The sequence below is a fragment of the Dyadobacter sp. AC419 genome (genome assembly GCF_979253085.1).
Map to the genome: position 1 here is coordinate 37,972 of NZ_CEEDCD010000011.1, position 26,966 is coordinate 64,937.

Genomic DNA, 26,966 nt, shown 5'->3' on the forward strand with positions numbered 1-26,966 from the left:
TAGCTATTTCATCTCATACTGCGATCTGGTTTGTATTATCTTCTGCAATTTGGAGCACCTTATCCATCGTGATCGGCAAGTCGCGGACACGCACACCAGTTGCATGGAAAACAGCATTCGCAATGGCTCCTGCAACGGCGATAATGCCGATTTCACCAACGCCTTTGACACCCAGCGGATTCACGACATCATCCTTTTCCTCCACAAAAATCACTTCAATGTCGTTAATGTCCTTATTAACAGGCACATGATATTCAGACAGGTTGTGGTTCATGAAACGCCCGAACTGGTGATCCATTTTTGTTTCCTCTTCCAACGCCTTGCTGATTCCCCAAACTACACCACCCAATATCTGGCTTCTGGCCGTTTTAGGATTCAGGATCCTGCCCGCTGCAACCGCACACACAACCCGCGTTACGCGCACGATTCCCAGATCTTCGTCCACTTTCACTTCCGCAAAAACCGCCGCATGCGAGTTGAAAGTGTATTTCATCTTATTGATCGGGTTTGGGCCGCTGGTTGCCGTTTCCTCAATGTTGTTCACTTCCGCAAGCCGCATCAGGTCCTTTACAGAAATGCTTTTTGAAGCATCGTTGTTATCTGAAATGTATCCTGAGTCAATCGAAAGACTGGCCTTATCTACATTATAGAAAGGCGATTTCTTGGTCTTAACCGCTAATTTCAGCAGTTTCTTTTTAACATCCTGGCAAACCCTTTTCACAGCCGCTCCAATGGAAGCCGCAGTCCACGAGCCACCTTCAAGCGGCGCAAGCGGGAGGGAAGTGTCACCCAATTTGAATGTTACATCTTCGATTTTCAAGCCTAGACATTCGGCTGCGATCTGCGTCATAATGGTGTAAGTTCCCGTTCCAATGTCGGAAGTTCCGCTGCTTACCACGAGCTTTCCGTCAAATGACAAAAGTGCCTTTGCACGCGCCGGTGCCTGGAATGCATCCCAGGCGGCCGTTGCAACGCCCCATCCGATAAGCTGGTTTCCCTCTCGCATCGAACGTGGTTCGAGGCTGCGCGCTGTCCAGCCAAATTTCTCCGCACCTTCGCGATAGCAAGCGATTAATTCCTTACTTGAAAATGGCTTTCCTTCGGTCTGATCTTCATCCGCATAGTTTTTCAGCCTGAAAATCAACGGATCCATTTTCAGTTCATAAGCAAGCTCGTCCATCGCACTTTCAATCGCATGCGCGCCTGTAACGGCACCCGGTGCACGCATATCAAGTGGCGTAAACATGTCGAGATTTACGAGTTCATATTTCAATTTAACATTATCGCAATGATACATGGTGCCCGACCAGTTGACAATGATCTCCGTATAATCCTCAAATTGAGACGTTTCTGCATATGCCTCATGTTTGATCGATTCCAATGAGCCGTCTGCTGATGCGCTTAATTCCAGCTGCTGAAATGTGACAGGCCTGTGCCCGAATGAGAACATTTGCTGCCTGGTTAAACCCACTTTTACCGGTCTTCTCAGTTCCAAAGTCGCCAATACAGCCATGAAAAGCTGATATTGAGGCCTTAACCCAGATCCGAATGCACCACCAACATAAGGAGAAATGATGCGCACATCGCGATAAGGAAGTCCGAATACATTGCCAATGTAGAACTGGCAGTTGGACACGCCTTGCGTTTTGTCATAAACCGTCAACTTATCATTTTCCCAAATGGCCGTAGTCGAAAATAATTCCATGGGATTGTGATGCTCCGCACTGTGCTTGTAGGAAGCCACAATTTTATGATCAGCAGCATCAAAAGCCCGGTCCGCATCGCCCCGCGATTTCGGCTGAACATATCCCAACTTGCCAAGTGGCGCTTTATGCGAGCGATATAAGTTCTGCGAAAGGCTTGTTGTATGCGGATGTACGTGATATTCAACCTTGACCAAAGTAGCCGCATATCTCGCCAATTCAAATGTTTCCGCCACAACCAGCGCTATCGGCTGCATGCTGTAACGGATCTTATTATCATGCAACGGCCGGAAAGGAGCGCCGGAAGGGGAGTCCATATCCTTGTATTTGATATTAAACCAAGGCAAGCCGGATACATTTTCATGCGTAAAAACCTGCAACACACCCGGCAAAGCCAACGCCTCCGAAGTGTCCATGCTCGCAATTTTCCCTTTCGCGATGCCGCTCGACACCACGTAACCGTAAACCATTCCATCTACTTTGAAGTCGGCGGAGTATTGTGCAGTTCCGGTTACTTTTGCCTGTCCGTCAACCCGGCTTATCGGTTTTCCAATGTATTCCGTTTTCATATATTTCCTTCCGGTTTAAGCGCCTCGTTCAATGCGCGTACAATGGCTCTTTTGGCCAGATCAATTTTAAATGTGTTGCCGCCGTAACCGATGGCACCTTCAAGCAATGTCTCTGCCAATGCCCTGAAATTCTCGGAAGTCGCTTGTTTACCCACGAAACTCGCTTCCAGCTCAGCATTGCGCCATGGCTTATGTGCCACGCCGCCCAGCGCAACCCGGATATCTTTGATCGTGTCGCCATCCAGTTCCAAAGCCGCTGCCACCGACACCAATGCAAAGGCATAGGACTGCCTGTCACGGACTTTCAGGTAGAAAACGTTTTTGGTAAAATTGCTTTGCGGAAGGTCAATCGAAGTAACCAGCTCGCCATCCTTTATGTTATTGTCAAGATGCGGGGTTGTGCCCGGCAGCCTGTGAAAATCAGCAAAGTCAACGACGCGATCTCCTTCGATGCCGGTAACATTCACTTTTGCATCCAGCGCAGCCAATGCAACGCACATGTCGGACGGATGTGTGGCAATGCAGCTTTCACTTGTTCCTAATATGGCGTGTATGCGGTTGATTCCGTTGATGGCGGAGCAGCCGGAGCCTGGCTCGCGCTTGTTGCACGGAGTTGTTGTATCGTAAAAATAATAGCAGCGTGTTCTCTGAAAGAGGTTTCCGCCATTGGTCGCCATGTTGCGCAACTGTGGTGAAGCGCCCGCTAATATGGCTTTTGCAAGCAGTGGATAACGTTCTTCCACCAGTGGACTCCAGGCAGTGTCTGCATTCGTAGCGAGTGCGCCGAGGCGCAGACCGCCTGCTGCTGTTTCTGAAATCGATGTAAGATCGAGCTGGTTAATGTCTGTCAGATGCGTCGGCTGCATCACATTTTCCTTCATCAAATCCAGCAAATTTGTCCCTCCGGCGATGAATTTGGCATGACGATGTTCGGTATGGTCAGTTACTGCTGCTGCAATGTCGTTGACCCGGTTGTATGAGAAACTGTTCATGCCATTTTTGATTTAACTTCCATAATTGCGGCGTTAATGTTGTTATACGCGCCGCAACGGCATATATTTCCGCTCATCAGCTCCTGTACATCTTCTAATGTATTCGCCCGGCCTTCATTCAGCAATCCAACTGCCGAACAGATCTGCCCCGGCGTGCAGTAACCGCATTGAAATGCATCATGTTCGATAAATGAGTCCTGCAAAGGATGGTTAAGCGCACCGTCAGCAATGCCTTCAATGGTTGTGATTTCCGCTCCTTCTTTCATCACTGCCAGCGTCATGCAGGAATTAATCCTTTTGCCATTAACCAGCACGGTGCAAGCGCCGCACTGACCGTGGTCACAGCCTTTTTTTGTTCCGGTCAGGCCAGCGTATTCGCGGATGGCGTCGAGCAGGCTTACCCAGGCTTGCAGTTTTAGTTTGTGGGTTTGGCCGTTAATCTGAAGTGTTACGGTTTCGAATGCAGGCAGTTCTCTTCTCTCTTCTGCGATCTGTTCTAAAACAGCGGTTTCGTTTGACATACGTTCAATGGTGAAATAGTTGTTGATTTTAAGATCGCATGAAAATGCATGGCAACCATTGGTAACAGACTTATAAAAATTATTCCCGGTTGTAAGAAAAGCCAGCGCACTATTTTCAAATGCAGGTCAGGGTAGTAATGCTTTTCGCAGTCCTTTGAAATAAACTGCCAAAAACGAATGCTGATGTCCAACAAAGACAATGAAAATATGTCTCGGCGCGATTTCATAGCCCGCACCGGAATGATCGCTGTGGGCGGTGCGCTTGTTCCGGCAATGGCAGGCGCGTTCCCACATTCCCCTGAACCCATGAAAACGATCCGCATCAAAAATGTAGATTCCAATTTTGAAAGAGAGCCGCTGAACCCTTATCGCTTCAAAGGAAGTGCAATCACGGACAGCTGGCAGGCGATTGCGATGCTGGAATCGGATGCGGGCAACAGAAAAGTGGGCATCGGGACACAAGGCGTGCTCTGGTCCGACTCAAAGGTTTTCGCAGGCCATTCAGAAAGCGCGGGCAATGCATTAATGTATGCAATGAGCGAACGCGCGCTGCAAATGATTAAGGGCACTACTTTTTCTGATCCTGTGCAGTTGCTCGACGATATTTTACCCGAAGTGCTCGCTTATGGTAAGAAAATTACGGGCAATCCGGACTTGCGTAAAACATTCGCACTGAATGCCTTAGTATGCGTCGATAATGCTGCGTGGCTTTTGTATGCGCAGGAAAACAACATTGATCAGTTTGATAAACTCATTCCGACCGCGTATAAGCCAGGGTTATCTTACAAACATAAAAAAGTAGCGAGCATCCCTTCATTCAGCGTAGGGACTTCGGCAGGGCGGATCAAGCAGGCTGCGGATGAAGGGTATTTTATCATGAAATTGAAAACGGGTTCGGCCGGGACACAGCAGGAAATGATCGAAAAGGACATCGCATTTCTGACGGCTGTGCATAAAGCGATCGGACATTACGAAACCCCTTATACCCAAAACGGGAAAATCCCCTATTACTTTGACGCAAACGGCCGTTATGAGAAAAAGGAAACCTTAATGCGTTTTCTGGATCATGCCAAAAAGATTGGTGCGTTTGAACAGATTGCGGTCATAGAAGAACCATTTGAGGAAAGTAATGAGACTTTTGTGGGCGATCTGGGCGTGCGGGTTGCTGCGGACGAAAGCGCCCACACCGTTGAAGATGCCGCGCACCGCATTGAGCTCGGTTACAGCGCTATTGCCGTCAAAGCCATTGCAAAAACACTCAGTATGACGATGAAGATCACACAGCTGGCTTACGAGAAAAAGGTGCCGTGCTTTTGTGCAGATCTGACGGTTAACCCCATTCTGGTGGATTGGAACAAGAATGTTGCCGCACGTTTGCAGCCTTTTCCGGGCATGTCCGTCGGATTGCAGGAGACTAACGGGCATCAGTATTACAAAAATTGGGAAAAACTGATGACTTATCATCCCAAAAAAGACGGCTCCTGGGTGCGCACGCAAAAGGGCGTTTACCTGACTGACGAATCATTTTACGCAGAAAGCGGCGGAATCCTGACGCCCTCTGCGCATTACGATGATTACTTCAAAACCGAGCATTGATCAGGTGAGGCAGCTTAGAGTGCGAATAGCTGCTGTTCCAAATCGTCCCGCCTGCTGAATTTCAGGATCCGGCCCCCAAGTCTGGCAGAAAAACCCTGTTCCGCATCTGCAAAGGCTGTTTCCGACGCAGAATAGGCGACAAGCTTGTGCGCCATCTCGTCGTACATATATTTGCAACGGGCTGCTTTTTCAACCTTTAATGATTGCAACCGCCCCGAATATTGTGGCGAATCGGGTTGTGGATTGTTTTTGCTGCCCACATAAGCGGCCGCAAGGAAGCCCGCAGCAAGCGAGGCTCCGAGGAGAATGGTACAACGTTTCATGGCTATGGCTAAATATCTAGTAAAACTTGTTTTACTGATGACAAATTTGGCCTCCAAACCGTTGAAAGCAGCATGAAATTGTTTAATCTGTGCAATTGGTTATCCGGATTGTCACTTCTAACCGGTGAACTGTATCCGGCTGTTATCCGATCCTGGCCAGAAATGCCTTAATGTTGTCCCGGAACCCTCTGGTCCATTTGATTTTGGCGCCGGTGGAAAGGTGCACAATGTATTCTCCGTTGAAATAATTTTCGAGCTCTGAAATGTAGTTCATGTTCACAATGCTCGAACGGCTCGTGCGGATCATAACGGACGGGTCGAGCCGGGTTTCCAGGCTGCCCAGACTTTCGTAAATGGTGTAGGTTTTCTGACTCGTGTGCAGGGAAATGTAATTGCCGTCCGCAGAAAAATGGCTGATCTCATCCAATTTCACCAGATACATCCGGCCAGACTCTTTTACCAAAATCCTTTGCAAATAATTGCCGCCCTTTTTCTCGACCTGCTCCTTAAAAAGATTGCTAACCAGCTCTTCGACACGCGGTTGTGCTTTCTGGCTAAGCCTTTCTTTAACCCTGCCCAGGGATTGGTGAAAACGGATTTCGTCAAATGGTTTTAGCAGATAATCAATCGCATTCACTTCAAAAGCACGCAATGCGTACTGGTCGAAAGCGGTTGTGAAAACGACAAAAGGCTGGTGATGCGCCCAGATTTCTTTCAGCACGTCAAAGCCATTCAGTTCGGGCATTTGAATGTCCAGGAAAATAATGTCCGGCCGGTGCTGGAGCACCTTAACCACGGCTTCGGAACCGTTCGCAGCTTCATCCACCACGTCAATCGAACGGTCGTCTTTCAAAAAGGTCCGGATAACGTCGCGGGCCAGGATTTCATCGTCTATGATCAGGCAACAATGCTTCATCGGTTGTTTTGTTTTTGGGTTGTCCGTTCATGTGAAGTGTAACAATAGTGCCGCCTCCGGCCGGCTGGTCAAAAATCAGCTGCGCCTTATCGCCGTAAGCTTGTTCCAGTCTTAAAACCGTGTTTTCAAGCCCCATGCCCATTCCTCGCGTAGTTTTGTTTCGCTGATTTGCACCGATTCCGTTATCGTAAATTTCGATTTTTAAGCCATTTTCGCTCATGCTTGTCGTAATGCGGATCAAAGCGTTTGTGGTGAGATCCGATATCCCGTGCGTGACCGAATTTTCCACCAATGGTTGCAAAATAAGCTGCGGAACGGGGCATAGTTCCGATGCCGGATCAATGTCATATTGCACTTTCAAACGGTCCTGGAAGCGAATCTGCTGAATGTCCAGATATTGCCGCGTCAGCTTCAATTCTTCCTGCAACGGAATATAATCGGCTTTTTGATTGACCAAAACGGCCCGTAAAAGATCGCTCAATGTCGTGATCATCTGCGTCGCTTTGCGAATGTCACTTTTAATCATCAGGCTGACCACTGCATGTAATGTGTTGAAAAGAAAATGCGGGTTAAGCTGCATTTTCAGCGATTGCAGCTGAGCATTGGCCAATTGCCCGCGCAGCTGTTCGTTTTTCAGTTCGGCTTCAAAATGCTGCTGTTTTAATTCCTGATACATATAAATGTAGGAAACCTTGTTGAAGCCCACCACCAGCAGCATATATTGACCAAAACTGCCTGTGTAAGCCATAAAGAAGGAAAAAAGATATTTTTCCAGCGGCACGGTCTGCCCTACGGCTAGGAACATCAGCGGGTTGGTCACATAATAATGGAATGTATTGACCAGCACATTCAGGAAAGTGACGATAAGCAAATGATAGAATATCGGCAGCATCAGTCCCTCTTTCCGCAGGCTGAATGTCAGCGGGATTTTCAGCGAAGCATACAAGATCAATGGCGTTGTGCCCCACCAGAAAAGTCCGTCCAGAAGCCAGATAAAAACTTCGTGAAAACCCATCGCGGATCCCTGCCGCAGCAGCCACAGCATGGTCAGCTGCCAGAATGTGATCACTGCAAAAATGCTCCAGTAACCAAAAGAATAACGCCAAAACTCGCCTTCCGAGAGCGGGAGCTTGGATTGATCAAGAAGTCGCCTGACAAAGGCCATAGCGGGCAGTTTAACTTAAAACGATTGCATAGTTATTAAAACAAAGCTACATCCCGAAGCAATCTGCTCATCTGTTGATTATTTGAAATGTTGCTATTGTTATTTGAAGTGACTGAGGGTGGTGGCTTGCGCTTGTTTGGTAACCAAACAAGTGTTATCATTGAATTCTAAACACACTATATGTATCTTTTTACCCTAAGGATGCACCTGGCTGCATTAAAACAAATTTTACGAGATCGCTCCGAAGAGATCACTGAGGATGAGCGGTTGGAAATCTGGAAGAAAATTGAGGCGTTACACGACGCAATCGAGGCTTTGGAAAAATTCTTAGACAAATGATGTGGCAGCCAAACCAGCATGAAATTATGCAAACCAAATCAACATTATCGACCGAGATAGCCAATTTGCTGGCTGATGCAGATTCCGCAATTCGCGAAACGACGGCATTCCTGATAAGCCAGGGAGAAGTTGTGGACCTTGCCGAATGGGTTACTATTAAGGAATATTGCCAGCGCTTCAACATTAAGAATATCGAAACGGTGATCAACTGGATCAATCGCGGGTTTATTCCGGCGGACCATATCCGCGTGATCGAAGAATTGAACAACATTCGCCTGATCAAGGCAGTGCCTTATCAGGTAAAATCCGCAAAAACCGCCTGATCCGCCAAGCTGGTCACACCAACTTCTTCTTAGCTCATTTTGCCGCCCGGTAATCTTGATTCCGGCGACACGATAAATTCTGAGCAGCAAAAAAAAACGCCATCACCTTGTAACGTTTTCATTTCTTAGTCGTCTATGTCATTGAAATGGATTTACAAGGCTTTAACCAACGCATACTGCCTGTTCAGGGGCGCCTTTTTCGGCTGGCGCAAATGTTTCTTGGCAACCGCCAGGAAGCGGAAGATGCCATTCAGGATGTGTTATTAAGGCTTTGGACCAACCGGCAGCAACTCGAAACTTACCAAAGTGTGGAAGCACTGGCTGTGCAGATGACGAAAAATATCTGTCTGGACAGACTTAAAGCCCATCACAGACAAAAAATGCAACATGATGCAGACGTCCTGAGCATCCAAGCGCCCGGCTTGTCTCCGCACGGGCAGCTGGAAAACAGCGACAATCACGCGCTGATCCACAGGCTCATCGACGAACTGCCTGAGCAACATAAGCTTGTGCTGCATTTGCGGGATGTGGAGGAATATTCATTTGAGGAGATTGAACAGGTTACGGGCATGAGCAATGCGAATATCCGGGTGATCCTTTCCAGGGCGAGGCAGAAGCTTCGTGAGCGTTATTTAAAAGCAAGCGACTATGAATCAGGATATTGAAAAACTATTAGAAAAATATTACGAAGGAGAAACCTCCGTAGCAGATGAGCGTGAATTAAAAGCTTTTTTTCAAAGCGATGCAGTTCCGGAACATTTAAAAAGCCACGCTGCACAATTCAATTACTACACAAAGGTGCGCAGCGAGGTGCCATCCTTAATGTTCAGTAACCAGCTTGCAGCGCATTTGGATCCGCCGCAAAAAGGACCCGTACGCAAGTTTACAAGCTGGATTGTGCGTATTGCTGCCGGACTGGCATTGCTAATCGTCGGATTTACGGGCGGCTGGCTGTTGCAAGGGCCGTTTGGCGGTGAAAGTGCTGTTTCTGAAGCGTCAACAAGTGCGGAGACATCTGCTAATGCAATGAAAAAAGTGCTGGCATTTGAACAGATGAATGTGACTTCGGCGAGTGAGCGCATTCTTGCGGTGAACCAGAGTTATGACATGGATCAGGTGGATAATGGCATTACGCAGTTACTCATTAACACGCTGAATTTTGATCCCAATGTCAATGTGCGGCTTGCTGCCTGCCAGGCGTTGCTGCACTTTCAAAGCGAACCGGGCGTGAGCGAGGCCCTTATCCAGTCGCTGACGATCCAGACAGATCCCAATGTCCAGATTTCACTGATTGAATCGCTGGTTTCCATCAAGGAGAAGAGAGCCGAAAATCAGTTGATACAGCTTGCCAACAACCGCGAAGTGCTTGATGTGGTGCGGCTGAAAGCAGAAGAAGGCATCTCCCGCTTGCGTGTGGATGCCTGACGAAAAGCGTTTTATCCATTTTATTTAATAACCATGAAAAAAGTTCTCTTAATCAGTGCGGGATTGCTATGCTTTGTCTCTATTGCAAATGCCCAGGAATACAAAACAAAACTGCCTGCCGGCGGAGGAAAAGTCACCTTCGAAATGGGTGCAGGCGAGATGAAAATAGAAGGCCATAGCGGCGATGAGGTGATTATAACAGCTTCGTCCGGCTACGAGGCTCCTCCCGAACGCGCCAAAGGATTGAAGCCAATATATTATGCGGCGGTCGATAATTCGGGCATTGGCCTGGCCGTGACGCCGGAAGCGGGCGGGCTTAAAATTGAAAAAGCAACGCGAAAATCGGTGAAATACACGGTTAAGCTTCCAAGAAAGGCTTCGATCTTGTATACGCAAACAAACTGGCAGGGCGGCTCGGCGGTTACGATCAGTAATGTGGAAGGCGACCTGGAAGTGCGAACGAACAATGCAGATATCGACCTCAGCAATGTGACTGGGCCTGTGGTTGCAAATACGACAAGCGGTGAAATTAAGGCACTTTTTACAACGCTCAATCAGCAAAAACCCACGGCCATTTCGTCCATAAGCGGAGTTGTTGACGTGTCGTTGCCGGCTGCTGTCAAATCAAATCTGAAACTGCGGTCGATCAACGGGGAAATGTTCACAGACTTTGACCTCGGCCTGAAAAGCACAAAGGACGGCATGTCTAAAGTGGGCGGCGGAAGCAACATTGAAGGAACGATAAACGGGGGCGGGGTTGAGATGAACCTGCACACCATCAGTGGGAATATTTACATCCGTAAACAGAAGTAATCTTCACTTAAAGACCTATTAGCCATGAAAAAAATTACCCTGACCTTCATTCTTGCGTTCTCATTTAATGCATTGATAGCGCAGAAAATCATCCAAAAAAATCTTGCTTACACGGCGGGTAAAACCGTAAATCTCAACCTCAAATTTGCCGACAGCATCCGCGTGCGCTATTGGGATAAGCCGGAAGTCTCCGTCCGCATTGCTGTCACCATTAACCAGGGAAAACTTAACGACGCGCTGCTGGTGACTGATAAAAGCACGGCTGAGGAAGTGGCACTGAGCACAGATTATGATAAAGAAATGGTGAAAACGGGCAAGCCGGAGGATTGTCCCAAAAACCAAAGCTCGTGGAGCAGCGACGATGGCAAAAGGCGGTTTTACATTTGCAGTGAGATCAATTACGAGGTGTTTTTACCAAAAGCTGCCAAGCTGAAACTGGAAACGATTAATGGCAACATTGACATTGAGGGTGCGGTGAACACGGTTTTTGCCAAAACGATCAGCGGATATGTGGATATGAACTGGCCCAAAGGCAAAGGCGCAAACGTGGCGATGAAAACGATCACCGGTGAGGTTTACTCCGATCTTGACATTGATTTTAAAGACAAAAAGCAAAAGAACCCGATCGTGGGTTATCTGCTGGAAGGAACATTTAAAGGCGGCGGGCCGGAAGTGCGGCTGGAATCCATCAGCAATGACGTCTTCCTGCGAAGCAAGGAATAATCTAATTTGTACATGCAGGCAGTGGCGGTCCGGGTTGCGGGTCGCCACTGCCTTTTTTGTGCGTGTAACAATGATGAAATGTATGTCGATTTTATTTCAAATAAATTGTTGAAATAGTTTGCAGTTCCCTATAATACTCTATTCCTGCTAAATAAAGCCACATTTGCGAATCAGTGTGGCGGAAATTCAAAATTCTGCAAATCCGTTTCATATCCGGAAAATCTGCCCCCATTGAGGTGGCGTTACACCCCAATCATCCGGCATCATCACCCCAAAAGCCCATATTGTACAAAATGAATAAATTATACTTGCATCCAGTTAGCGAGGAATGTTTCGACGCTCACTGTTACAAGTCATATATTAATTCACAACCCAACATGAAGACACAGAGTAAGTATTTGGAGGAGATCAACAGATTGCTCGGAGATTACCTGAAAGAAATTGAACAATCAGATCTTAAACCATTGTCGGCTCAGGTTTACCAGGTGCAGTCTAAAAACTTCGTTCGGTGGATCAACGGGGAATTCTCCCCAGGCCAGGTTAAAAAAGCAAAAAAAGCGCAGGAGAAATCCGAAGACAACGGTTAACGGCCAATTTCGGTTTTTGCATTGATTTCTGTTGAAATTTGCCTTACGGCTTAACAGCCAGCTTATTTACTGTCGTTCCTCTACAATAATTCCGGCGCCATACACCGCCCTTTGCCTCTTAAACGTCCCGATTCCGGTCCGAGTATATCCCATTGCAGCTCCTTACCAACGCGAACTTGTGCTTTGTTTATAGGTTAATTTAATCTTCCCTTAAAACAAAACACCTTCGCGGCAGAACCGCGAAGGTGTAATATATACTCAACGTTTATAACGTATTTCATTACGTTCAAGCTTCGATGATCCCTCATTCTCACGCACATTTTCAATTTCAAAAAAGAAGGATAGACAAAAATACAATCAAATGTCCAGATAAAATGTAGTCAACCCTCAAATCTGTTGTAGCAATTTCTCTACATAATTTGTGATCATTTTAAGGTAGATTTGACGTTTTCGCTATCTCCGTAAAACGCACTTAGACGTCACGCACATTAATTAAATGGAGTTATCCTTTCTAAACTGGCCAATCAGGAAACAATTAGCTGAGGAAACGAATGTCCTCAATATTGCGAGAATAAAGGTGCTTTCCTACTCGCTGCATCTCAGGCTGATCACCACTGCAATGTTGCTCGCGCTTTACCTCGCAGAGGGGCACGCATTTCAGATCAAACGTGTCGCCGGTTTAATGGGAGTCGCCATGTTATTCTACATTGCATTGTTTCTTGGACTGAATTGGAAAAAAGCCGTTCATGTCGCTATTCTCATTTTTGAGGGCATTATATTAAGTAACCTCTTTCTTTTCGAACACGGCTTTCATTTGGTCACATTACAGTATGTGGTCATTGTCAGCATGTATGCTTTTTATGGGTTAGGGAATCGCTGGGGCACATTTTACTCCATTGCGGGGATCATCCCGTTCATTGTTTTTATGTATGTCAATAACCATTTCGGCATCGACATTCCGTGGGGACCGAAGGATGCGGGCAAATGGACGATCTTCATTCAGCTGCTGCATAACTTTTTCTTTTTCTTTATTATCAATTATTACTTTTTCGATTCCTTCTATTCGACCATTCATGCGTTGGATGCGCGCACGACCGAGCTTACATCCAGCCTTACATATTTAGAGGATTCCCAGAAAAAGCTGCAAGCGGAATTTACCCATCAAAAACTGCTGCTGGCGAGTATTTCACACGATATAAAAAGTCCATTGCGTTTTCTGATGGCAACAACGGGCAGGCTTGCTAAAAATAATCCCGACTTGCCCACGGTGCGTGCGATCAGTCAGTCGAGTTATCGGCTGTATCATTTCATGAAGAACCTGCTTGAATATACGCAGTTCCGTTACCGCAATATGCGCGTCACATTTGTTTATCTGGACATTCACGAGCTCGTCGCGCAAAAGTTCGCCATTTTTATCGGCGAAGCAGAAAGCATTGGCAATACATTCATCAACCGGATTGAGCCGGGCGTCATTCTGAAAAACAACATTCAGCTGCTCAGCATTATACTGCACAACCTTATTGACAATGCCAACAAGGTGACACACAATGGAGTTATCGAAGTTTCACATATTGATTACCGTGAAAAAGTGCATTTGATCGTCCAGGATTCAGGGCCGGGCATGGACGCATCCATTATCAATTGGATTAATAGCAATGACAAAGTTCCAAGTCCTGAGCTGGATCCGGAAGGCTTCGGAATGGGTCTCGTAATCGTCAAAGAAGCCAGTGCATTGATTCATGCAAAACTGTATGCTGAGCCCGATCGCGCCCAAGGCACCGCCATCCACATTATTTTGCAAAAATGATATTTTGTAGTTCAACTTCTATTAAATTTCAGTTTGCATAAAAGTATTTAGTCAAAAGCGAACAGAGGATTTGATGAAAACAATTCTATTGGTGGAGGACCATTCGATTGTGCGGATGGGTGTAAAGTTGCTGATTGAAGATTTCTTGCCGTCGGTAACCATTGTGGAAGCAGGGACATTTCCCGAAACACTAAAAGTATTGCAGTCGCGGCAGTTTCACCTGGTCATACTGGACATTAAGATTCCCGGAGGTGAGGCGTTCAGAATGATATCGAAGATTAAAGCTATTCAATGCGGGGTCAGGATTCTCGTGTTTTCGTCCCAGGAGGAAAATCTCTATGCATTACATTATGTGAAAGCGGGTGCCAATGGTTTTTTGGCCAAAGACGCGAGTAACGAAGAGTTGGAGCGCGCTATCACGTCCGTGCTCAATGGCGGAACATACATTAGCAATCTTGTGCAGACGCAGCTCGTCAACAACACGTTGCTCGAACGCGAAGCCTGGGAAAGTCCGCTCGAAATTCTTTCAGCGCGCGAGCTGGAAATCATGGATATGCTGCTCGCAGGCAAATGGACCAAGGACATTGCCATTGATCTCAACATTAAGGAAAGCACCGTAAGCACTTACAAAGCGCGGATTTTTGAAAAGCTGCAAGTGACGAATGTGCTTGAGTTGTTCAAAAAAGTGGAAATTTACAAAAGGGACAACACCAATTTTTTCCAGGCCTGATCATCCGGCGCTCCTGCCGATACGAACTCGTTTGCCCACATAGTTCGCTGACTTTCACAATCTTTCCGTTATTTGCTTCGATCAGCGTGTCGCAAATGATGAGAAATCTTCTGTTTTAGTCTTTTAACCAAATGGCAAGTTAATACGACGAAAAGTTTCCTAACTATATGTTTGCAAACGAGAGTTACATAAATTGCAACAATGGCAATTCCCAGAAGTTGTCAGCTTTTTAAAATTTATGTCGAAAAAGGAAATAAATCCGGTGGCGAATATATCAGAAAAGCGACCGGTTCCAGTGGTGGGAATTGGCGCGTCCGCGGGAGGGATTGAGGCAGTTAGTGAGTTATTGCGCCATTTACCATCCGCAACAGGTTTTGCATACGTTTACATCCAGCATCTCAATCCAGATTTTGATAGCAAGCTTTCGGTCATCTTAGGAAGAATGACCAAAATGAATGTTTTGGAGGCAGAACATGAAATGCCTATTGAAGCAAATCATCTTTATGTCATTCCACCCGGGCAGGACATGGAAGTGATCGACGGCATGCTGACACTCATCATACGCAGACCTAAGCCATTTCTGCATATGCCTATCGATCAGTTCTTTATGTCCTTATCCGAGCGGCAAAAGGACGGCGCCATCGGCCTGCTGCTTTCTGGCATGGCCACCGATGGCACCATTGGTCTCAAAGCGATCAAAGTTGCAGGCGGGATCACATTTGCACAAGACGACACCGCTCAGTTTCAAAGCATGCCCAAGTCTGCCGTGGCAGAAGGCGTGGTGGATATGGTGTTATCGCCCGCAGAAATGGCCATTGAACTCGAACGCCTGAGCCAGCAAAGTGAAATTTTTAGGCTGACATCCGTTGCCGAAACGCAGGACGAAGTGCCCGAGAATGCTGAGGACCTGAAAGCGATCATCCATTTTTTGCGAAAAGCGGTCGGGATGGATTTTGGTCATTATAAAATGACAACCATTCGCCGCCGCATCATTCGCCGGATGCTGCTCTACAAGCTCGAAACACTTAAAGGATATAATGATTATTTAAAGCATCACCCATCCGAAGCAGCGGTGCTTTACAGCGATTTGCTGATCAATGTTACCAGCTTTTTCCGTGATCCTGAAACCATGGATTATCTGAAAAAAGTGGTGCTGCCGCAGATCATTAAAAACAAAAAAGCAAGAGAGCCGATCAGGATCTGGATCCCGGCATGTTCGACGGGCGAAGAAGCTTATTCTTATGCAATGATGCTGCTGGAAGTGATCGGCGACCGGCAGGCAAGCATTCCCATTCAGATCTTCGCCACCGATCTGAGTGAATCCGCAATACTAAAAGCCAGGCAGGGAAGCTATAACAAAAGCGAGGTTATAGGCTTGTCCAGCAGGCGTTTGCAACGTTTTTTTACCCAAGTCGACGATCATTACCGCATTAATAAGTTCGTAAGAGACCTTTGCGTTTTTGCGCCGCACAATGTATTCAAAGATCCGCCATTTTCTCGCCTCGACCTGGTGAGTTGCCGGAATCTGCTGATTTACGTGGACAATATTTTGCAGCGAAAAGCAATCTCCACATTTCATTATTCGCTTAATCCTAACGGATTTTTGGTTTTGGGTAAGTCCGAAACAGTGGGCACATCTGCCCAGCTTTTTACCCATTTGGAAAAGAATTATAAGGTTTTTGCCAGAAAAAATGATGTTTCCAGCCGCGCAAACTTTGAAATGATGCCTCGCTCCACCGAACCAGAACGCCCAGAAGAATTGTCCACGTCGCGTGTGAACGTTAAAGCAACAACGCCCACATATGACCTGGAAAAAGTTGTCGATTCGCTTTTATTGAATCAATATGTGCCGCCGAGTGTGGTTGTAGACCAGGATCTGGAAATTTTGCAGTTCCGCGGATCGGTAAGCCTGTTTCTTGAACCTTCTCCCGGCCGTGCGAGCCTTAATCTGCTCAAAATGGCGAGGCCGACATTGGTTTTTGATCTGCGCAGCCTCGTTCATAAAGCCCGTAAGCAAAATGAAAGAGTCCGTAAATCCGGTCTGGAAATAAAGGTGGGAGAGAAGACGCATCAGGTTGCTATTGAGGCTGTTCCTATAAAAACCAACTCCGAAGAACAGCTTTTCCTGGTTGTTTTCGAAGAAATCATTCCGACGCATTCAATGCAATCTAAATTGTCGGTTTCCCGCGATTTGCGCATCAAGCAATTGGAAGAAGAGCTGATTGCCGTCCGCGAAGACCTGCATTCGATCATCGAAGAGCAGGAAGCGAGCAACGAAGAACTGCAATCCGCGAATGAAGAAATTGTCAGCAGCAACGAGGAATTGCAAAGCATTAATGAGGAGCTGGAAACGAGTAAAGAGGAAATTGAATCCACCAATGAAGAGCTTCTGACCATTAACCAGGAGCTTCTGGTGCGCAACGATCAGCTGTCCGAGGCCTATGGATTCTCGGAAGCGATTTTTTCAACGATACGCGAGGCGACGCTCATATTGGATAAAGATTTACGCGTTAAAAGTGCAAATAAGGCATTTTACAAAATATTCAAGGCGCAGCAGGAAGACACAGAAGGTCGATTGATCTATGAATTGGGCAACAGACAATGGGACATTCCGGGATTGCGCACGCTTCTGGAAGAGATCATTGTGGAAGAAACTTATTTCAATGATTACGAAGTGCAGCACACTTTTCCTGTGATCGGAGAAAAAGTGATGAAGCTCAATGCGCGTCGCGTCGTCCGCCAGCAAGGGCAGGAGGCAATTCTGCTTGCTATTGAGGACATTACCGAGCATCGCCGGGCGCAGCGCCTGCTCGAAGAACGTGAAGCCTGGTTCCACGACATTGCCGACAATGCGCCAATGCTTACGTGGGTGGCGGGCATGGATGGAAAATACAATTTCCTGAACAAGGCCTTGCTGCAATTTACCGGGAGGAATATGGACGAAGAGATCAAATTTGTCTGGTCAAACGGCATTCATCCGGACGATCGTCAGGAATATGTATCGTTATATGAAAGCAATTTCCGAAAAAGACAGCCTTATCAAACGCAATACAGGCTCAAAAGGCATGACGGCGAATATCGCTGGGTGATTGAAAATGCGCAGCCAATCTTCTTTTCCGACGAAGGCGTTTTTACTGGCTTCATGGGTTCCTGTGCGGACATTCACACGCAAAAAATGCACAATGAGGAGCTCGACCGGCGTGTAATGGAGCGCACGCTTGAACTCGATAAGGCCAATGCCGATCTTGTAAAAGCGCACGGTCAGGCAAAACAGCTGATCAGTGAGCTCGAAGAAGCCAAAGCGCAGCTCGAAGTGACAGCAGGAAATTTGCAGGCCGTGCTCGACAGCTCGCCAACAGCCATCGGATTTTTCAGGCCCAACAGGACAGATGATGACAAGATCATTGATTTTGATCTGGTTGTTTCCAATGAGAAATTTGAAGATCTGAGACAAAATCAGACTGGGACGATTTCCGAACGACAGGATAATAAAATGCCGCACCTCCTTTGGGGCGACAACACATTCGACCAGCTTGCCGATGTGCTTTTGAATGACCGCACATTGTATGAAGAGCGCGAGATCAGGACGGTTGGAAGTCGCCGCTGGCTTGCCATTTCGCTCGCCAAGTTCAATGATGCGGTGGTTATGACGGGGCTGGATATTACAGCCTTGAAACATGCGGAACAGCAGCAGCAGCATCTTTTACAGCAGGTTGAAGTGTCCAATGAAACCATTAAATCGTTGGAAGAAACGCGGCGCTATGTTCGTCAGCGGGGTGAATTTTTGCGATCTACCACGCACGATTTGCGAGGAAGCTTTGGTGTGATCATTGGAGCAACTTCCCTGCTCAACATGATCAACAACAACGAAGAAAGGACGCATACGCACGAAATGCTGCAACGCAACCTGCGCCACGTCACGCATATGCTCACCCAATTGCTCGATTATTCACGTCTCGAATCTGGCTTGGAACAACTTCATCCTCAGCTCTTTGATGCAGGTCAAATGCTTTATGAGCTGGGTGAAAGCATTAAGCCGCTAGCTGCCGAGAGCCGGCTTACGGTAATTATGGAAGGCGAGCCAAGTCTGCCTGTTCATGGAGACACGGTTAAGATCCGCCGTATCGCACAGAATTTGCTATTAAATGCAATAAAATATACGAAGGATGGCGAACTGTTGCTCCGCTGGGGTGCTGAAAAGTTATCGGACGAAGCTGAAAACCAATGGTATTTCGTCGTAAAAGATTGTGGAAAAGGCCTTTCGGAAGATCTTGTCAAACAGTTAAATCTGGCTGATATGCCTGCCAATCTGCCCAACCGCCCCGAGCTGGCTATTTCCGAAACCGATCCGCAGGAACAAGCCAAAGGCGAAGGCATCGGATTGTTTATCGTGAAACGGTTATGTGAAATATTGTCGGCCAACCTTCATGTGGAAAGCGATCCGGACAGCGGAACCACATTCCGAATCACATTGCCAGCCAGTTACAATTAGTGTTAAATTAAGTTAAATGGCTGATTTCGAGCAGTTCAGTTAACGTTTTTTAAGAGTTAGGTTAAGTTCGTTCCAATGCTGTTTCGATAGTTTTGGAACTCGGGAAAAACTTAACTTAACATGACACTTTCAAAAAATGGAACAAAATTACTGGCTGGGCAGTCTTCACGGCTGCATTTCTTACCTACGTGGTAACAATGGAGCGGACGGCCAGTTTCTGGGATTGCGGTGAATTCATTGCAGCCGCTTTTAAATTACAGGTGCCCCATCCGCCGGGGGCACCTTTTTTCTGCTTGTCGGAAGGCTTTTTTCACTGCTCTCATTCGGCGACGTTACGCGTGTGGCTTATTGGGTGAACATGGTTTCCGTGCTTAGCAGCGCATTTACGGTCCTTTTTCTGTTTTGGACCATCACAATGCTTGCAAAAAAGCTGCTCGGCAAAACCGAAGAAGCCCTTACCAAACCGGAAACTGTTCTATTGATGTGTGCAGCCGCCACCGGCGCGCTCGCTTATGCATGGTCCGATTCATTCTGGTTTTCGGCCGCCGAGGCGGAAGTGTATGGCATGTCGTCCTTTTTTACGGCCATAGTAATCTGGGCGGTGTTCAAATGGGAGCAAACCAGCCACCCGGCAACGGCAAACCGATGGCTCATACTCATCGCTTATTTGGTAGGAATCTCCATCGGCGTGCATTTGCTCAATCTGGTTACAATTCCTGCCTTGGCACTCGTTTATTATTTCAAAAAATATCCAAAACCCACCTTTATCGGGCGCATAACAGCATTTTGCTGCGGATTAGGCATTTTGGCAATAATCAATTCAGGCATTATTCCAGGGCTTCCCGATTTGGCGGGGAAAATCGAGATCTTTTTTGTAAACACATTGGGACTTCCCTACAACACTGGAATCGTCTTTTTTGTGGTTTTATTTCTCGGGACGCTTGCCTGGGCAATCCGTTATGCGCACCGGAAAGAGAAAGTTTTACTAAATACGAGCTTGCTGTCACTTGCCTTTGTCTTAATCGGTTACGCGTCCTACATGATGGTGCTCGTGCGCTCCGAATACAATCCGCCGATCAACGAAAACAATCCCAGCGATGTGCTCCGCTTCGTTTCTTATCTGAAAAGGGAGCAGTATGAAAGCCGGCCGCTCCTGTATGGACCGTCATTTGTTTCCAAACCCATTAGTCAGAAGCGTGGAGCGCCGGTTTACCGCAAGCAAGACGGCAAATACGTCATCATTGATTATCGCCCGATCTATGAATATGAGCCCGGCAGCAGTATGCTTTTTCCAAGAATGTACAGCGCCCAGCCGGGCCATCCGCAGCTTTATCAGCAAATGACCGGACTGGCAGAAGGGGAAAAGCCAACCATGCGGCATAACCTCAGCTATCTGTTTTCACACCAGATCGGGCACATGTACTGGCGTTATTTTCTGTGGAATTTTGTGGGTCGTGAAAGTGACGAGGAAGGTGCGGGAACATTGCTTCCCTGGCAGGCCGCCGCGCATTTTCCTTCATCCATCGCCACCAACCGCGGGCACAATAACTTTCTGATGCTTCCTTTTTTGCTGGGCATAGCCGGACTGTTCTGGCTTTACGGCAAGCGCCGCGACGATCTGCTGGTGCTCGGTCTGCTCTTTGTGCTTACCGGCGTTGGGCTTGTGGTTTATCTCAATCCGCCTCCGACCGAGCCGCGGGAGCGGGATTATATTTACGTTGGTTCCTTCTACATTTTCTGCATCTGGATAGGCTTTGGCGTGATGGGCGTTGCCGGTTTTTTACAAAAGGCAGTTTCTAATGTCCGGTTGCGTACGGCCGTTGCGGTTGCGGCCAGCTTTTCGGTTCCGGTCATTATGCTGGCCAAAGGCTGGGATAATCACGATCGGCGCAACCGTTTTCATTCCGTCGATTTTGCCCGAAACCTGCTTAATTCCTGCGCACCGAATGCCATTTTATTCACAGGCGGAGACAACGACACTTTTCCTTTGTGGTATTTACAGGAAGTGGAAGGCGTGCGGACGGATGTGCGTGTTTGCGTGCAAACATTCCTGGGAATTGACTGGTATATCGAGCAGCTCAAACGGAAAACCAATAAGTCCGAAGCATTGCCGCTTTCGCTGGATATGGAAGATTATGCAACCGGCAAGAACGATTATGTGCCGTTTTATGAAATCGCGGCGGTAAAAAAAGGCATTAACCTGAAAGAATATCTGGACTTGATCAAGCAGGATAACAAAGCCATTCAGGTTCCGCTGACGAGTGGCGACATGACTTCCATTCTGCCTTCGTCAACGCTGTTTTTACCCGTCGATTCAGAAAAAGTAAAAGCAATGCATATCGTTAAGAAAGAGCTTGTTCCCATGCTGGGGGATTCGATGAGCTGGAATATTGGCACGGGTGATTTGTATAAAAGTGACCTGGTAATGCTGGATATTATCGCAAGTAACAATTGGGAAAGGCCCGTTTACTTTTCCTCAACCATGGGCGCTACGCATAACCTTGGTTTACAGGAATATATGCAGCTCGAAGGCTACACTTACCGACTCCTGCCCGTGCGCGTGCAAGGCGCGTCCGACGGTTATGTGAACTCCGAAATTATGTACGATAATATGATGAAAAAGATGCAATGGCGCGCGCTGAATGACCCGAATGTGTATTACGATGACACCTATCGCGGATCGCCGGTTGCGAGTGCGCGCATTTCGTTCCTGCGCCTGGCCGGTCAGCTGATCGCTGAAAATGATCTGACAAAAGCGAAGGAAGTTGTCAACAAAGCCATGACGGTGATGCCGGACGACACCATTCCTTTCGACCAGTTTTCCGTTGGCTTTGTAGGCATGTTGTTTGATCTTGGAGAAAACAAAAAAGCACTCGATTCAGCCCGGATCATGGCTTTGCGGTCGGATGAAAATCTTTCGTGGGTGAAGGAAAATGGCGGCGTCAGAAACCGAGATGTGAATGTGGATCTTTATATGCTGCAAACCATTGTGCAGGAATGCAGGCGTGCCAGGCAGGAGGCGGCCGCAAAGCAATATGAGGTAATTTTTAAGAAACATCTGCTTGCATTTAATATGTATAGCGGCAACTAAATAAGGCTGATTTTATCGAACCAAGTCATGGAAAAACCGTCATGGCTTGGTTTTTTAGTTTGTTTTGGCGCAACAAACCTTTAAAACATGCTCGACGATCTTTGGTATAAAAATGCAGTGATTTACAGCCTCGACCTGGAAACATTTATGGATGGCAACAGCGACGGCATCGGGGATTTCGAGGGACTTTGCAACAGGCTGGATTATCTGCACGCATTAGGCCTGGATACAATCTGGCTGGCACCTTTTCAGCCCACGCCCAACCGGGACAATGGTTATGACATCAGTGATTTTTACGGAGTTGATCCGCGGCACGGGTCCAGCGGAGACTTTGTTAGCTTCATTCACAAAGCCAGGAAACTGGGCATTAAAGTGATCATTGATCTGGTTGTTAACCACACTTCCGACGAACACCGCTGGTTTAAAGAAGCCCGTTCTTCACCCGACAATCCCAAAAGAAATTGGTATGTATGGTCTGAAACCAGACCGAAAAACTGGAATAAAGGAATGGTCTTTCCGGGTGTACAAAAAGCCATTTGGACAAAAGATAAGGAAGCAAAAGCTTATTATTTCCACCGATTCTATGAATTTCAGCCTGATCTGAATACGGACAACCCGGAAGTCAGAGAAGAAATAAACAAAATTATGGGTTACTGGCTCGAACTCGGCATTGCCGGATTCCGGGTCGATGCGGTGCCATTTATACTTGAATCTTCGAGCGATAAGGGTTCGGAAAAACCAAAATTACATTTCGAATATCTGCGGGAAATGCGCCGGTTTCTGCAATGGCGGCGCGGAGATGCCGTGTTGCTGGGTGAAGCCAATGTGCTGCCGGAAGAAAGCAAAAAATACTTTGGTGAGGACGGCGACGGCATTCACCTGATGTTCAATTTTTATGTAAATCAATATACATTTTACGCGCTGGCCACTTCGGACACGCGGCCGTTGATCAAAGCGCTGGAAGCAACCAGGGAAATTTCACCAACGAGTCAGTGGGCACATTTTCTGCGCAATCACGATGAGCTTGATCTGGGACGACTGACAGACGAAGAACGGCAAACGGTTTTTGACAGGTTTGGTCCGGAAAAAACGATGCAGCTTTACGATAGGGGAATCCGGCGCAGGCTTTCGCCTATGCTGGGGAGCCGCCAGCAGACCGAGCTTGCTTATAGCCTAATGTTTTCACTTCCGGGCACGCCGGTGATCCGTTACGGTGATGAGATTGGGATGGGTGATAATCTGGATTTGCAGGAACGGGAGTCGGTGCGAACGCCGATGCAATGGACGGCTGAAAAGCACGCAGGATTTTCAAAAGCGAAAACACTCGTTCATCCGATCATTGACGATGGTTATTATTCGTACCAGCACGTGAATGTCGAGAACCAGCGCCGTGATCCGGGTTCGTTGCTCAACTGGATGACTTCACTCATCCGCCTACGAAAAGAATGTCCCGAAATCGGATATGGCGATTGGGAAATCCTCGACACCGGTTACGACGAAATCCTGGGCATGCGTTACACCTGGAAAAACAAGATTCTGCTGATCTGGCACAACTTTCACGAGAAATCGCTGGAACTCGTTGTGCCCGAAGCGCAGGCCGGTTCGGTTCGCATTGCCGACTTGCTAAGCAACATTGAAAGCATCACGGACGACAAAGGCCGGCACACAATTACGCTCGAAGCGTATGGTTATCGCTGGTTCCGGGCTGTGCTGGATTAGCGCTTCAAATACTTGCTATCATGCTTCCTGAGCAATAAGATCCGATGGTTTGCCGTCGGATTTTATTTTTGCCCGATGCATTTCACCCCAGTTTACGAGCGCTCCGAGCACAGGATCCAATGTGCTGCTGTATTCTGTCAGCTTATATGCTACAACAACAGGCACTTCGGTGTAGACTGTTCTTATCAGGAATCCGTTCAGTTCCAATTCTTTAAGCTCATTGGACAGAACTCGGGCGGAAATGCCCGGGACAGCGCGCTGCAACTCATTAAACCGGCTGTTACCCTCCGAAAGTGCCATGACAATGCGTAAACGCCATTTTCCGCCGATGACATAAAGCGCATCTCCGATTGCACCAAGCTTACTGTTGCATTCTATTGCAGAATGCTGTCTGGATTTGTTTGCTAAGATCTCCATATCGCCTACAACTAATCAAAAGGATACTACTAACCTTCTGTATACTACTAACTATTGGTTAGCAAAGGTAGCTAATTTTGCAAGAAACAAAATCAACTATGAATACGAAGAAAATAATTACGATCGCAGTTACCGTGATCGCATCCGCAATGGTTGTGTTCAGCGGCATCATGAAATTCATGGGTGGCGACGAACTCGTTGGCATGATGCAGAAGGTTGGTGTGGCAGACTACATAGTGCCGCTTGGCATTATGGAAATTCTCTTTACCGCATTGTTTGTGTATCCCAAAACGATGAAAATCGGCTTCATTTTGCTGTCATGCTATTTTGCAGGCGCATTAGCAACTGAATTGTCACACGGCACGCCGCTCAATGCTTTGACTCCGATCATCCTGGTTTGGATCTCCGCATTCCTGCGCGACCGGAGCATTTTTTTGCCGGTTAGCAACAACGGAATCGAGGCGTAAGCGGTTTATTTAAGGCAGTTTGAAAGCCATTATAAAGCCCGAGGGGTTTTCTTTATTGCCTCCGACAGACAATGCGACGTATTGCCTGCCCTTATGCGAATAGGTGCAGGCAGTGGCGTTTGCAACTCCTGGCAACACGGTTTCCCACAAGCGTTTGCCCGTTTTTTTATCAAAAGCGCGCAGCTTCTTATCGTTTGTACCACTGATGAAAATGAGGCCTCCGGCAGTAACAATGGGGCCAGCCGATCCTTCCTGCCCGGTTTCAGGAGCATTTTTCTCTTGCAAACGATCATTGTTGCCGAGCGGGATCTGCCATTCGTAATTGCCCGTTGTCAGGTTAATCGCATTCAATGTTCCCCAAGGCGGGCGCAATGCGGGATTGCCGTCCGGATCCCGGAAATGTCCGTAAGCCGTTAAGTTTAGATATTTGTCGGCTCCCGCAAGTGTCTGTCCCGTTTCCATTTTGGTGACTTTACTCGAATTCTGTTCCCTTTCAAATAGGAATGCAATGATGCCTTTTTCTTTTCCTTTGACCACATTTGCAAATGCGGGCATTTTACCGCCGCCTTTTTTGATTTTGTCCAAAGTGGCTTCACGCGTCATCCGGTTTTTAAGGCCAACCAGCGAAGGGTAATTCGGTTCGTCGCCATTTTTATCTTTGCCATGACAAGCCACGCAGTAAGTCATGTAAATCTGTTTTCCCTGATCGAAAACCGTCTGGTCCTTCGCTTCTTTGTCCGAATCCACCTTCTTCATTGACTGTATTTCCGGAGAATCATTTGATTTCACAAAAAGCACCGAGGACGTCGGATCATATGCAGCGCCGCCCCATTCCGCACCACCCCGCGAGCCCGGCAGCATGAGCGTTCCCTTCAAATCAGGCGGTGTAAAAAGTCCTTCATAACGCATCGATCTGAATTTTTTCACAATAGAATCTCGGCCTGCTGCGCTGTAATTGGTCAGGTCGGCTTCGGTCATCCACTGGCGCGCAAATGGTTTTGGTTTTAAGGGAAACGGCTGAGTCGGAGAGGATTCCTCACCTGGAATGTTGGATGCCGGGACTTTGCGCTCTTCGATCGGAAAGAGCGGCTCGCCGGTTTCCCGGTTGAACACAAACACAAATCCGTGCTTGGTAACCTGCGCCACAGCATCCATATTCTTCCCGTTTCGTTGCACTGTTACCAGGTTAGGCGGGGCAGGAAGGTCATAATCCCAAAGGTCGTGGTGCACAAGCTGATAATGCCAGATGTATTTCCCGGTTGCGGCATGCAAAGCCACCACACTGTTTCCGTACAAATTGTTGCCCTTCCGGTCGGCACCGTAAAAATCGTAACTGGGCGAGCCGAGCGCGAGAAAAACAATGCCTCTTTTAAGATCCAGGCTCATCCCAGCCCAATCGTTTACGCCGCCTGCATATTTGTAAGCATCTTTGGGCCAGGTGTCATAACCCGGCTCACCAGGCATCGGAATCGTGTGAAAAGTCCATTCAAGTTTGCCTGAACGACAATTATAAGCACGGATATAGCCCGGCTGCGCGCCATAAAGCTCAGAAACCTCAGCGCCCATAATGAGCAGATCATTGTAAACGATTCCGGGACTGGTAGGAATGACAGAAATGGTTTCAGGGTCATCGCGCAGGCCCACATTCATGCTCACTTCCCCATTTTTCCCAAAAGAATGGATCGGCTTGCCGGTGTTCGCATTTAATGCAAAGAGGACGTCGCCGCCCGTGACGAGGATCCGTTTGTCATCCCCATCTTCCCAATACGTAACGCCACGGCTCACACCGCCGCCTTCTGCGCCATTGAAAGGATCAAATGACCAGATCTGCGTGCCCGTTCCGGCATCGATCGCATACACATGATGTTTGGCAGAAGTGGCATACATGACGCCGTCGACGATGATCGGATTGCATTCGCTGCTGCCCGGGCGGGAGCCGTCTTTCATATCCTTTATTGCGAATGTCCAGGCAGGTTGCAGCTGGCTGACATTAGAAGTGTTGATCTCGCTCAGCTTGGAGTAACTCGTGCTTTCGGGGTCTGCTTTGTAAACTGCCCAGATGCGGTCTTCGTCCCTGGTTTGATAAGCAACCAATGCTGCAAAAGCGGCAAATGCCGGTAACAGGCCATACTTTATTTTAAAAATACGATATTTAACACGTAGCAAATCAATCATAAAGGGTTGAAATCCGTCTGGAAGCGTCGTTTAGGAAGTCTTTTTTGATTTTTACCAAAAACAGACTTAGATA

General features: G+C 47.5%; 22 protein-coding genes. 14 read left to right on the forward strand and 8 right to left on the reverse strand.

Going from position 1 to position 26,966, the window contains the following annotated elements:
- Positions 1 to 13 precede the first annotated feature (13 nt).
- Genes AC0IYG_RS04855 through AC0IYG_RS04865 form a run of 3 tightly spaced genes read right to left on the reverse strand, consistent with a single transcriptional unit; the run spans position 14 to position 3,785 of the window.
- Entirely contained in the window at positions 14 to 2,272 is a 2,259-nt protein-coding gene (locus AC0IYG_RS04855) for a xanthine dehydrogenase family protein molybdopterin-binding subunit (RefSeq protein ID WP_471709918.1), read from the reverse strand.
- Positions 2,269 to 3,264, reverse strand: a complete 996-nt coding sequence (locus tag AC0IYG_RS04860) for an FAD binding domain-containing protein (RefSeq protein WP_471709919.1) — start codon at positions 3,262 to 3,264, stop codon at positions 2,269 to 2,271. The genes AC0IYG_RS04855 and AC0IYG_RS04860 overlap by 4 nt, the downstream gene beginning before the upstream one ends.
- Complete coding sequence (locus AC0IYG_RS04865; RefSeq protein ID WP_471709921.1) at positions 3,261 to 3,785, reverse strand: (2Fe-2S)-binding protein; 525 nt, start codon at positions 3,783 to 3,785, stop codon at positions 3,261 to 3,263. The genes AC0IYG_RS04860 and AC0IYG_RS04865 overlap by 4 nt, the downstream gene beginning before the upstream one ends.
- 183 nt (positions 3,786 to 3,968) lie before the next feature.
- Here AC0IYG_RS04865 and AC0IYG_RS04870 point away from each other — a divergent pair, with 183 nt between their 5' ends.
- Positions 3,969 to 5,381 (forward strand): enolase C-terminal domain-like protein, encoded by a 1,413-nt coding sequence (locus AC0IYG_RS04870; protein WP_471709922.1) that lies wholly within the window; start codon positions 3,969 to 3,971, stop codon positions 5,379 to 5,381.
- Between the two features lie 14 nt (positions 5,382 to 5,395).
- Here the strand turns inward: AC0IYG_RS04870 and AC0IYG_RS04875 are convergent, their stop codons facing one another.
- The 3 genes from AC0IYG_RS04875 to AC0IYG_RS04885 form a co-directional block, all read right to left on the reverse strand.
- Positions 5,396 to 5,704 (reverse strand): hypothetical protein, encoded by a 309-nt coding sequence (locus tag AC0IYG_RS04875; protein ID WP_471709923.1) that lies wholly within the window; start codon positions 5,702 to 5,704, stop codon positions 5,396 to 5,398.
- Positions 5,705 to 5,846: 142 nt separating this feature from the next.
- Entirely contained in the window at positions 5,847 to 6,620 is a 774-nt protein-coding gene (locus AC0IYG_RS04880; RefSeq protein WP_471709924.1) for a LytR/AlgR family response regulator transcription factor, read from the reverse strand.
- Positions 6,589 to 7,785, reverse strand: coding sequence for a sensor histidine kinase (locus AC0IYG_RS04885; RefSeq protein ID WP_471709925.1), 1,197 nt, complete (start codon positions 7,783 to 7,785; stop codon positions 6,589 to 6,591). Before AC0IYG_RS04885 ends, AC0IYG_RS04880 begins: the two co-directional genes overlap by 32 nt.
- Positions 7,786 to 7,965: 180 nt before the next feature.
- Between AC0IYG_RS04885 and AC0IYG_RS04890 the strand changes: the two genes are divergently transcribed.
- The 12 genes from AC0IYG_RS04890 to AC0IYG_RS04945 all read left to right on the forward strand — a co-directional run bounded on the left by AC0IYG_RS04890 (position 7,966) and on the right by AC0IYG_RS04945 (position 23,834).
- Complete coding sequence (locus tag AC0IYG_RS04890) at positions 7,966 to 8,124, forward strand: hypothetical protein (RefSeq protein ID WP_471709926.1); 159 nt, start codon at positions 7,966 to 7,968, stop codon at positions 8,122 to 8,124.
- Between the two features lie 26 nt (positions 8,125 to 8,150).
- Entirely contained in the window at positions 8,151 to 8,447 is a 297-nt protein-coding gene (locus AC0IYG_RS04895; RefSeq protein WP_471709927.1) for a hypothetical protein, read from the forward strand.
- A gap of 146 nt (positions 8,448 to 8,593) precedes the next feature.
- A complete protein-coding gene (locus tag AC0IYG_RS04900) occupies positions 8,594 to 9,112 on the forward strand; it encodes an RNA polymerase sigma factor (RefSeq protein ID WP_471709928.1) in 519 nt (172 codons plus the stop codon).
- Positions 9,096 to 9,872 carry a HEAT repeat domain-containing protein gene (locus AC0IYG_RS04905; protein ID WP_471709929.1) on the forward strand — a complete coding sequence of 259 codons (777 nt, stop codon included), beginning with the start codon at positions 9,096 to 9,098 and terminating at the stop codon, positions 9,870 to 9,872. Before AC0IYG_RS04900 ends, AC0IYG_RS04905 begins: the two co-directional genes overlap by 17 nt.
- Positions 9,873 to 9,905: 33 nt before the next feature.
- Positions 9,906 to 10,685, forward strand: a complete 780-nt coding sequence (locus AC0IYG_RS04910; protein WP_471709930.1) for a DUF4097 family beta strand repeat-containing protein — start codon at positions 9,906 to 9,908, stop codon at positions 10,683 to 10,685.
- A gap of 24 nt (positions 10,686 to 10,709) precedes the next feature.
- Positions 10,710 to 11,408, forward strand: coding sequence for a DUF4097 family beta strand repeat-containing protein (locus AC0IYG_RS04915; RefSeq protein ID WP_471709931.1), 699 nt, complete (start codon positions 10,710 to 10,712; stop codon positions 11,406 to 11,408).
- A 377-nt stretch (positions 11,409 to 11,785) separates the two neighbouring features.
- Positions 11,786 to 11,995, forward strand: a complete 210-nt coding sequence (locus AC0IYG_RS04920; protein ID WP_471709932.1) for a hypothetical protein — start codon at positions 11,786 to 11,788, stop codon at positions 11,993 to 11,995.
- Positions 11,996 to 12,491: 496 nt separating this feature from the next.
- Complete coding sequence (locus tag AC0IYG_RS04925; RefSeq protein WP_471709933.1) at positions 12,492 to 13,802, forward strand: sensor histidine kinase; 1,311 nt, start codon at positions 12,492 to 12,494, stop codon at positions 13,800 to 13,802.
- A gap of 73 nt (positions 13,803 to 13,875) precedes the next feature.
- Positions 13,876 to 14,532, forward strand: coding sequence for a response regulator (locus AC0IYG_RS04930; protein ID WP_471709935.1), 657 nt, complete (start codon positions 13,876 to 13,878; stop codon positions 14,530 to 14,532).
- A 238-nt stretch (positions 14,533 to 14,770) separates the two neighbouring features.
- On the forward strand, positions 14,771 to 19,024 hold the full coding sequence (locus tag AC0IYG_RS04935; RefSeq protein ID WP_471709936.1) for a CheR family methyltransferase: 4,254 nt from the start codon (positions 14,771 to 14,773) through the stop codon (positions 19,022 to 19,024).
- Positions 19,025 to 19,277: 253 nt separating this feature from the next.
- Positions 19,278 to 22,115, forward strand: a complete 2,838-nt coding sequence (locus AC0IYG_RS04940) for a glycosyltransferase family 117 protein (protein ID WP_471709981.1) — start codon at positions 19,278 to 19,280, stop codon at positions 22,113 to 22,115.
- Between the two features lie 87 nt (positions 22,116 to 22,202).
- Positions 22,203 to 23,834: an alpha-amylase family protein gene (locus AC0IYG_RS04945; protein ID WP_471709937.1), complete on the forward strand. Its 1,632-nt coding sequence runs from the start codon at positions 22,203 to 22,205 to the stop codon at positions 23,832 to 23,834.
- Between the two features lie 18 nt (positions 23,835 to 23,852).
- On the opposite strand, the gene AC0IYG_RS04950 is transcribed toward AC0IYG_RS04945, so the two are convergent.
- Positions 23,853 to 24,251, reverse strand: coding sequence for a winged helix-turn-helix transcriptional regulator (locus AC0IYG_RS04950; RefSeq protein WP_471709938.1), 399 nt, complete (start codon positions 24,249 to 24,251; stop codon positions 23,853 to 23,855).
- A gap of 98 nt (positions 24,252 to 24,349) precedes the next feature.
- Here AC0IYG_RS04950 and AC0IYG_RS04955 point away from each other — a divergent pair, with 98 nt between their 5' ends.
- Complete coding sequence (locus AC0IYG_RS04955; protein WP_471709939.1) at positions 24,350 to 24,718, forward strand: DoxX family protein; 369 nt, start codon at positions 24,350 to 24,352, stop codon at positions 24,716 to 24,718.
- A gap of 9 nt (positions 24,719 to 24,727) precedes the next feature.
- Here the strand turns inward: AC0IYG_RS04955 and AC0IYG_RS04960 are convergent, their stop codons facing one another.
- Entirely contained in the window at positions 24,728 to 26,893 is a 2,166-nt protein-coding gene (locus AC0IYG_RS04960) for an outer membrane protein assembly factor BamB family protein (protein ID WP_471709940.1), read from the reverse strand.
- Positions 26,894 to 26,966: the final 73 nt, after the last annotated feature.

Excerpts from the sequence above, each read along its gene's own strand:
- AC0IYG_RS04855 (WP_471709918.1), bottom strand. The coding sequence starts at position 2,272 with ATGAAAACGGAATACATTGGAAAACCGATAAGCCGGGTTGACGGACAG.
- AC0IYG_RS04860 (WP_471709919.1), bottom strand. The coding sequence starts at position 3,264 with ATGAACAGTTTCTCATACAACCGGGTCAACGACATTGCAGCAGCAGTA.
- AC0IYG_RS04865 (WP_471709921.1), bottom strand. The coding sequence starts at position 3,785 with ATGTCAAACGAAACCGCTGTTTTAGAACAGATCGCAGAAGAGAGAAGA.
- AC0IYG_RS04870 (WP_471709922.1), top strand. The coding sequence starts at position 3,969 with ATGTCCAACAAAGACAATGAAAATATGTCTCGGCGCGATTTCATAGCC.
- AC0IYG_RS04875 (WP_471709923.1), bottom strand. The coding sequence starts at position 5,704 with ATGAAACGTTGTACCATTCTCCTCGGAGCCTCGCTTGCTGCGGGCTTC.
- AC0IYG_RS04880 (WP_471709924.1), bottom strand. The coding sequence starts at position 6,620 with ATGAAGCATTGTTGCCTGATCATAGACGATGAAATCCTGGCCCGCGAC.
- AC0IYG_RS04885 (WP_471709925.1), bottom strand. The coding sequence starts at position 7,785 with ATGGCCTTTGTCAGGCGACTTCTTGATCAATCCAAGCTCCCGCTCTCG.
- AC0IYG_RS04890 (WP_471709926.1), top strand. The coding sequence starts at position 7,966 with ATGTATCTTTTTACCCTAAGGATGCACCTGGCTGCATTAAAACAAATT.
- AC0IYG_RS04895 (WP_471709927.1), top strand. The coding sequence starts at position 8,151 with ATGCAAACCAAATCAACATTATCGACCGAGATAGCCAATTTGCTGGCT.
- AC0IYG_RS04900 (WP_471709928.1), top strand. The coding sequence starts at position 8,594 with ATGGATTTACAAGGCTTTAACCAACGCATACTGCCTGTTCAGGGGCGC.
- AC0IYG_RS04905 (WP_471709929.1), top strand. The coding sequence starts at position 9,096 with ATGAATCAGGATATTGAAAAACTATTAGAAAAATATTACGAAGGAGAA.
- AC0IYG_RS04910 (WP_471709930.1), top strand. The coding sequence starts at position 9,906 with ATGAAAAAAGTTCTCTTAATCAGTGCGGGATTGCTATGCTTTGTCTCT.
- AC0IYG_RS04915 (WP_471709931.1), top strand. The coding sequence starts at position 10,710 with ATGAAAAAAATTACCCTGACCTTCATTCTTGCGTTCTCATTTAATGCA.
- AC0IYG_RS04920 (WP_471709932.1), top strand. The coding sequence starts at position 11,786 with ATGAAGACACAGAGTAAGTATTTGGAGGAGATCAACAGATTGCTCGGA.
- AC0IYG_RS04925 (WP_471709933.1), top strand. The coding sequence starts at position 12,492 with ATGGAGTTATCCTTTCTAAACTGGCCAATCAGGAAACAATTAGCTGAG.
- AC0IYG_RS04930 (WP_471709935.1), top strand. The coding sequence starts at position 13,876 with ATGAAAACAATTCTATTGGTGGAGGACCATTCGATTGTGCGGATGGGT.
- AC0IYG_RS04935 (WP_471709936.1), top strand. The coding sequence starts at position 14,771 with ATGTCGAAAAAGGAAATAAATCCGGTGGCGAATATATCAGAAAAGCGA.
- AC0IYG_RS04945 (WP_471709937.1), top strand. The coding sequence starts at position 22,203 with ATGCTCGACGATCTTTGGTATAAAAATGCAGTGATTTACAGCCTCGAC.
- AC0IYG_RS04950 (WP_471709938.1), bottom strand. The coding sequence starts at position 24,251 with ATGGAGATCTTAGCAAACAAATCCAGACAGCATTCTGCAATAGAATGC.
- AC0IYG_RS04955 (WP_471709939.1), top strand. The coding sequence starts at position 24,350 with ATGAATACGAAGAAAATAATTACGATCGCAGTTACCGTGATCGCATCC.
- AC0IYG_RS04960 (WP_471709940.1), bottom strand. The coding sequence starts at position 26,893 with ATGATTGATTTGCTACGTGTTAAATATCGTATTTTTAAAATAAAGTAT.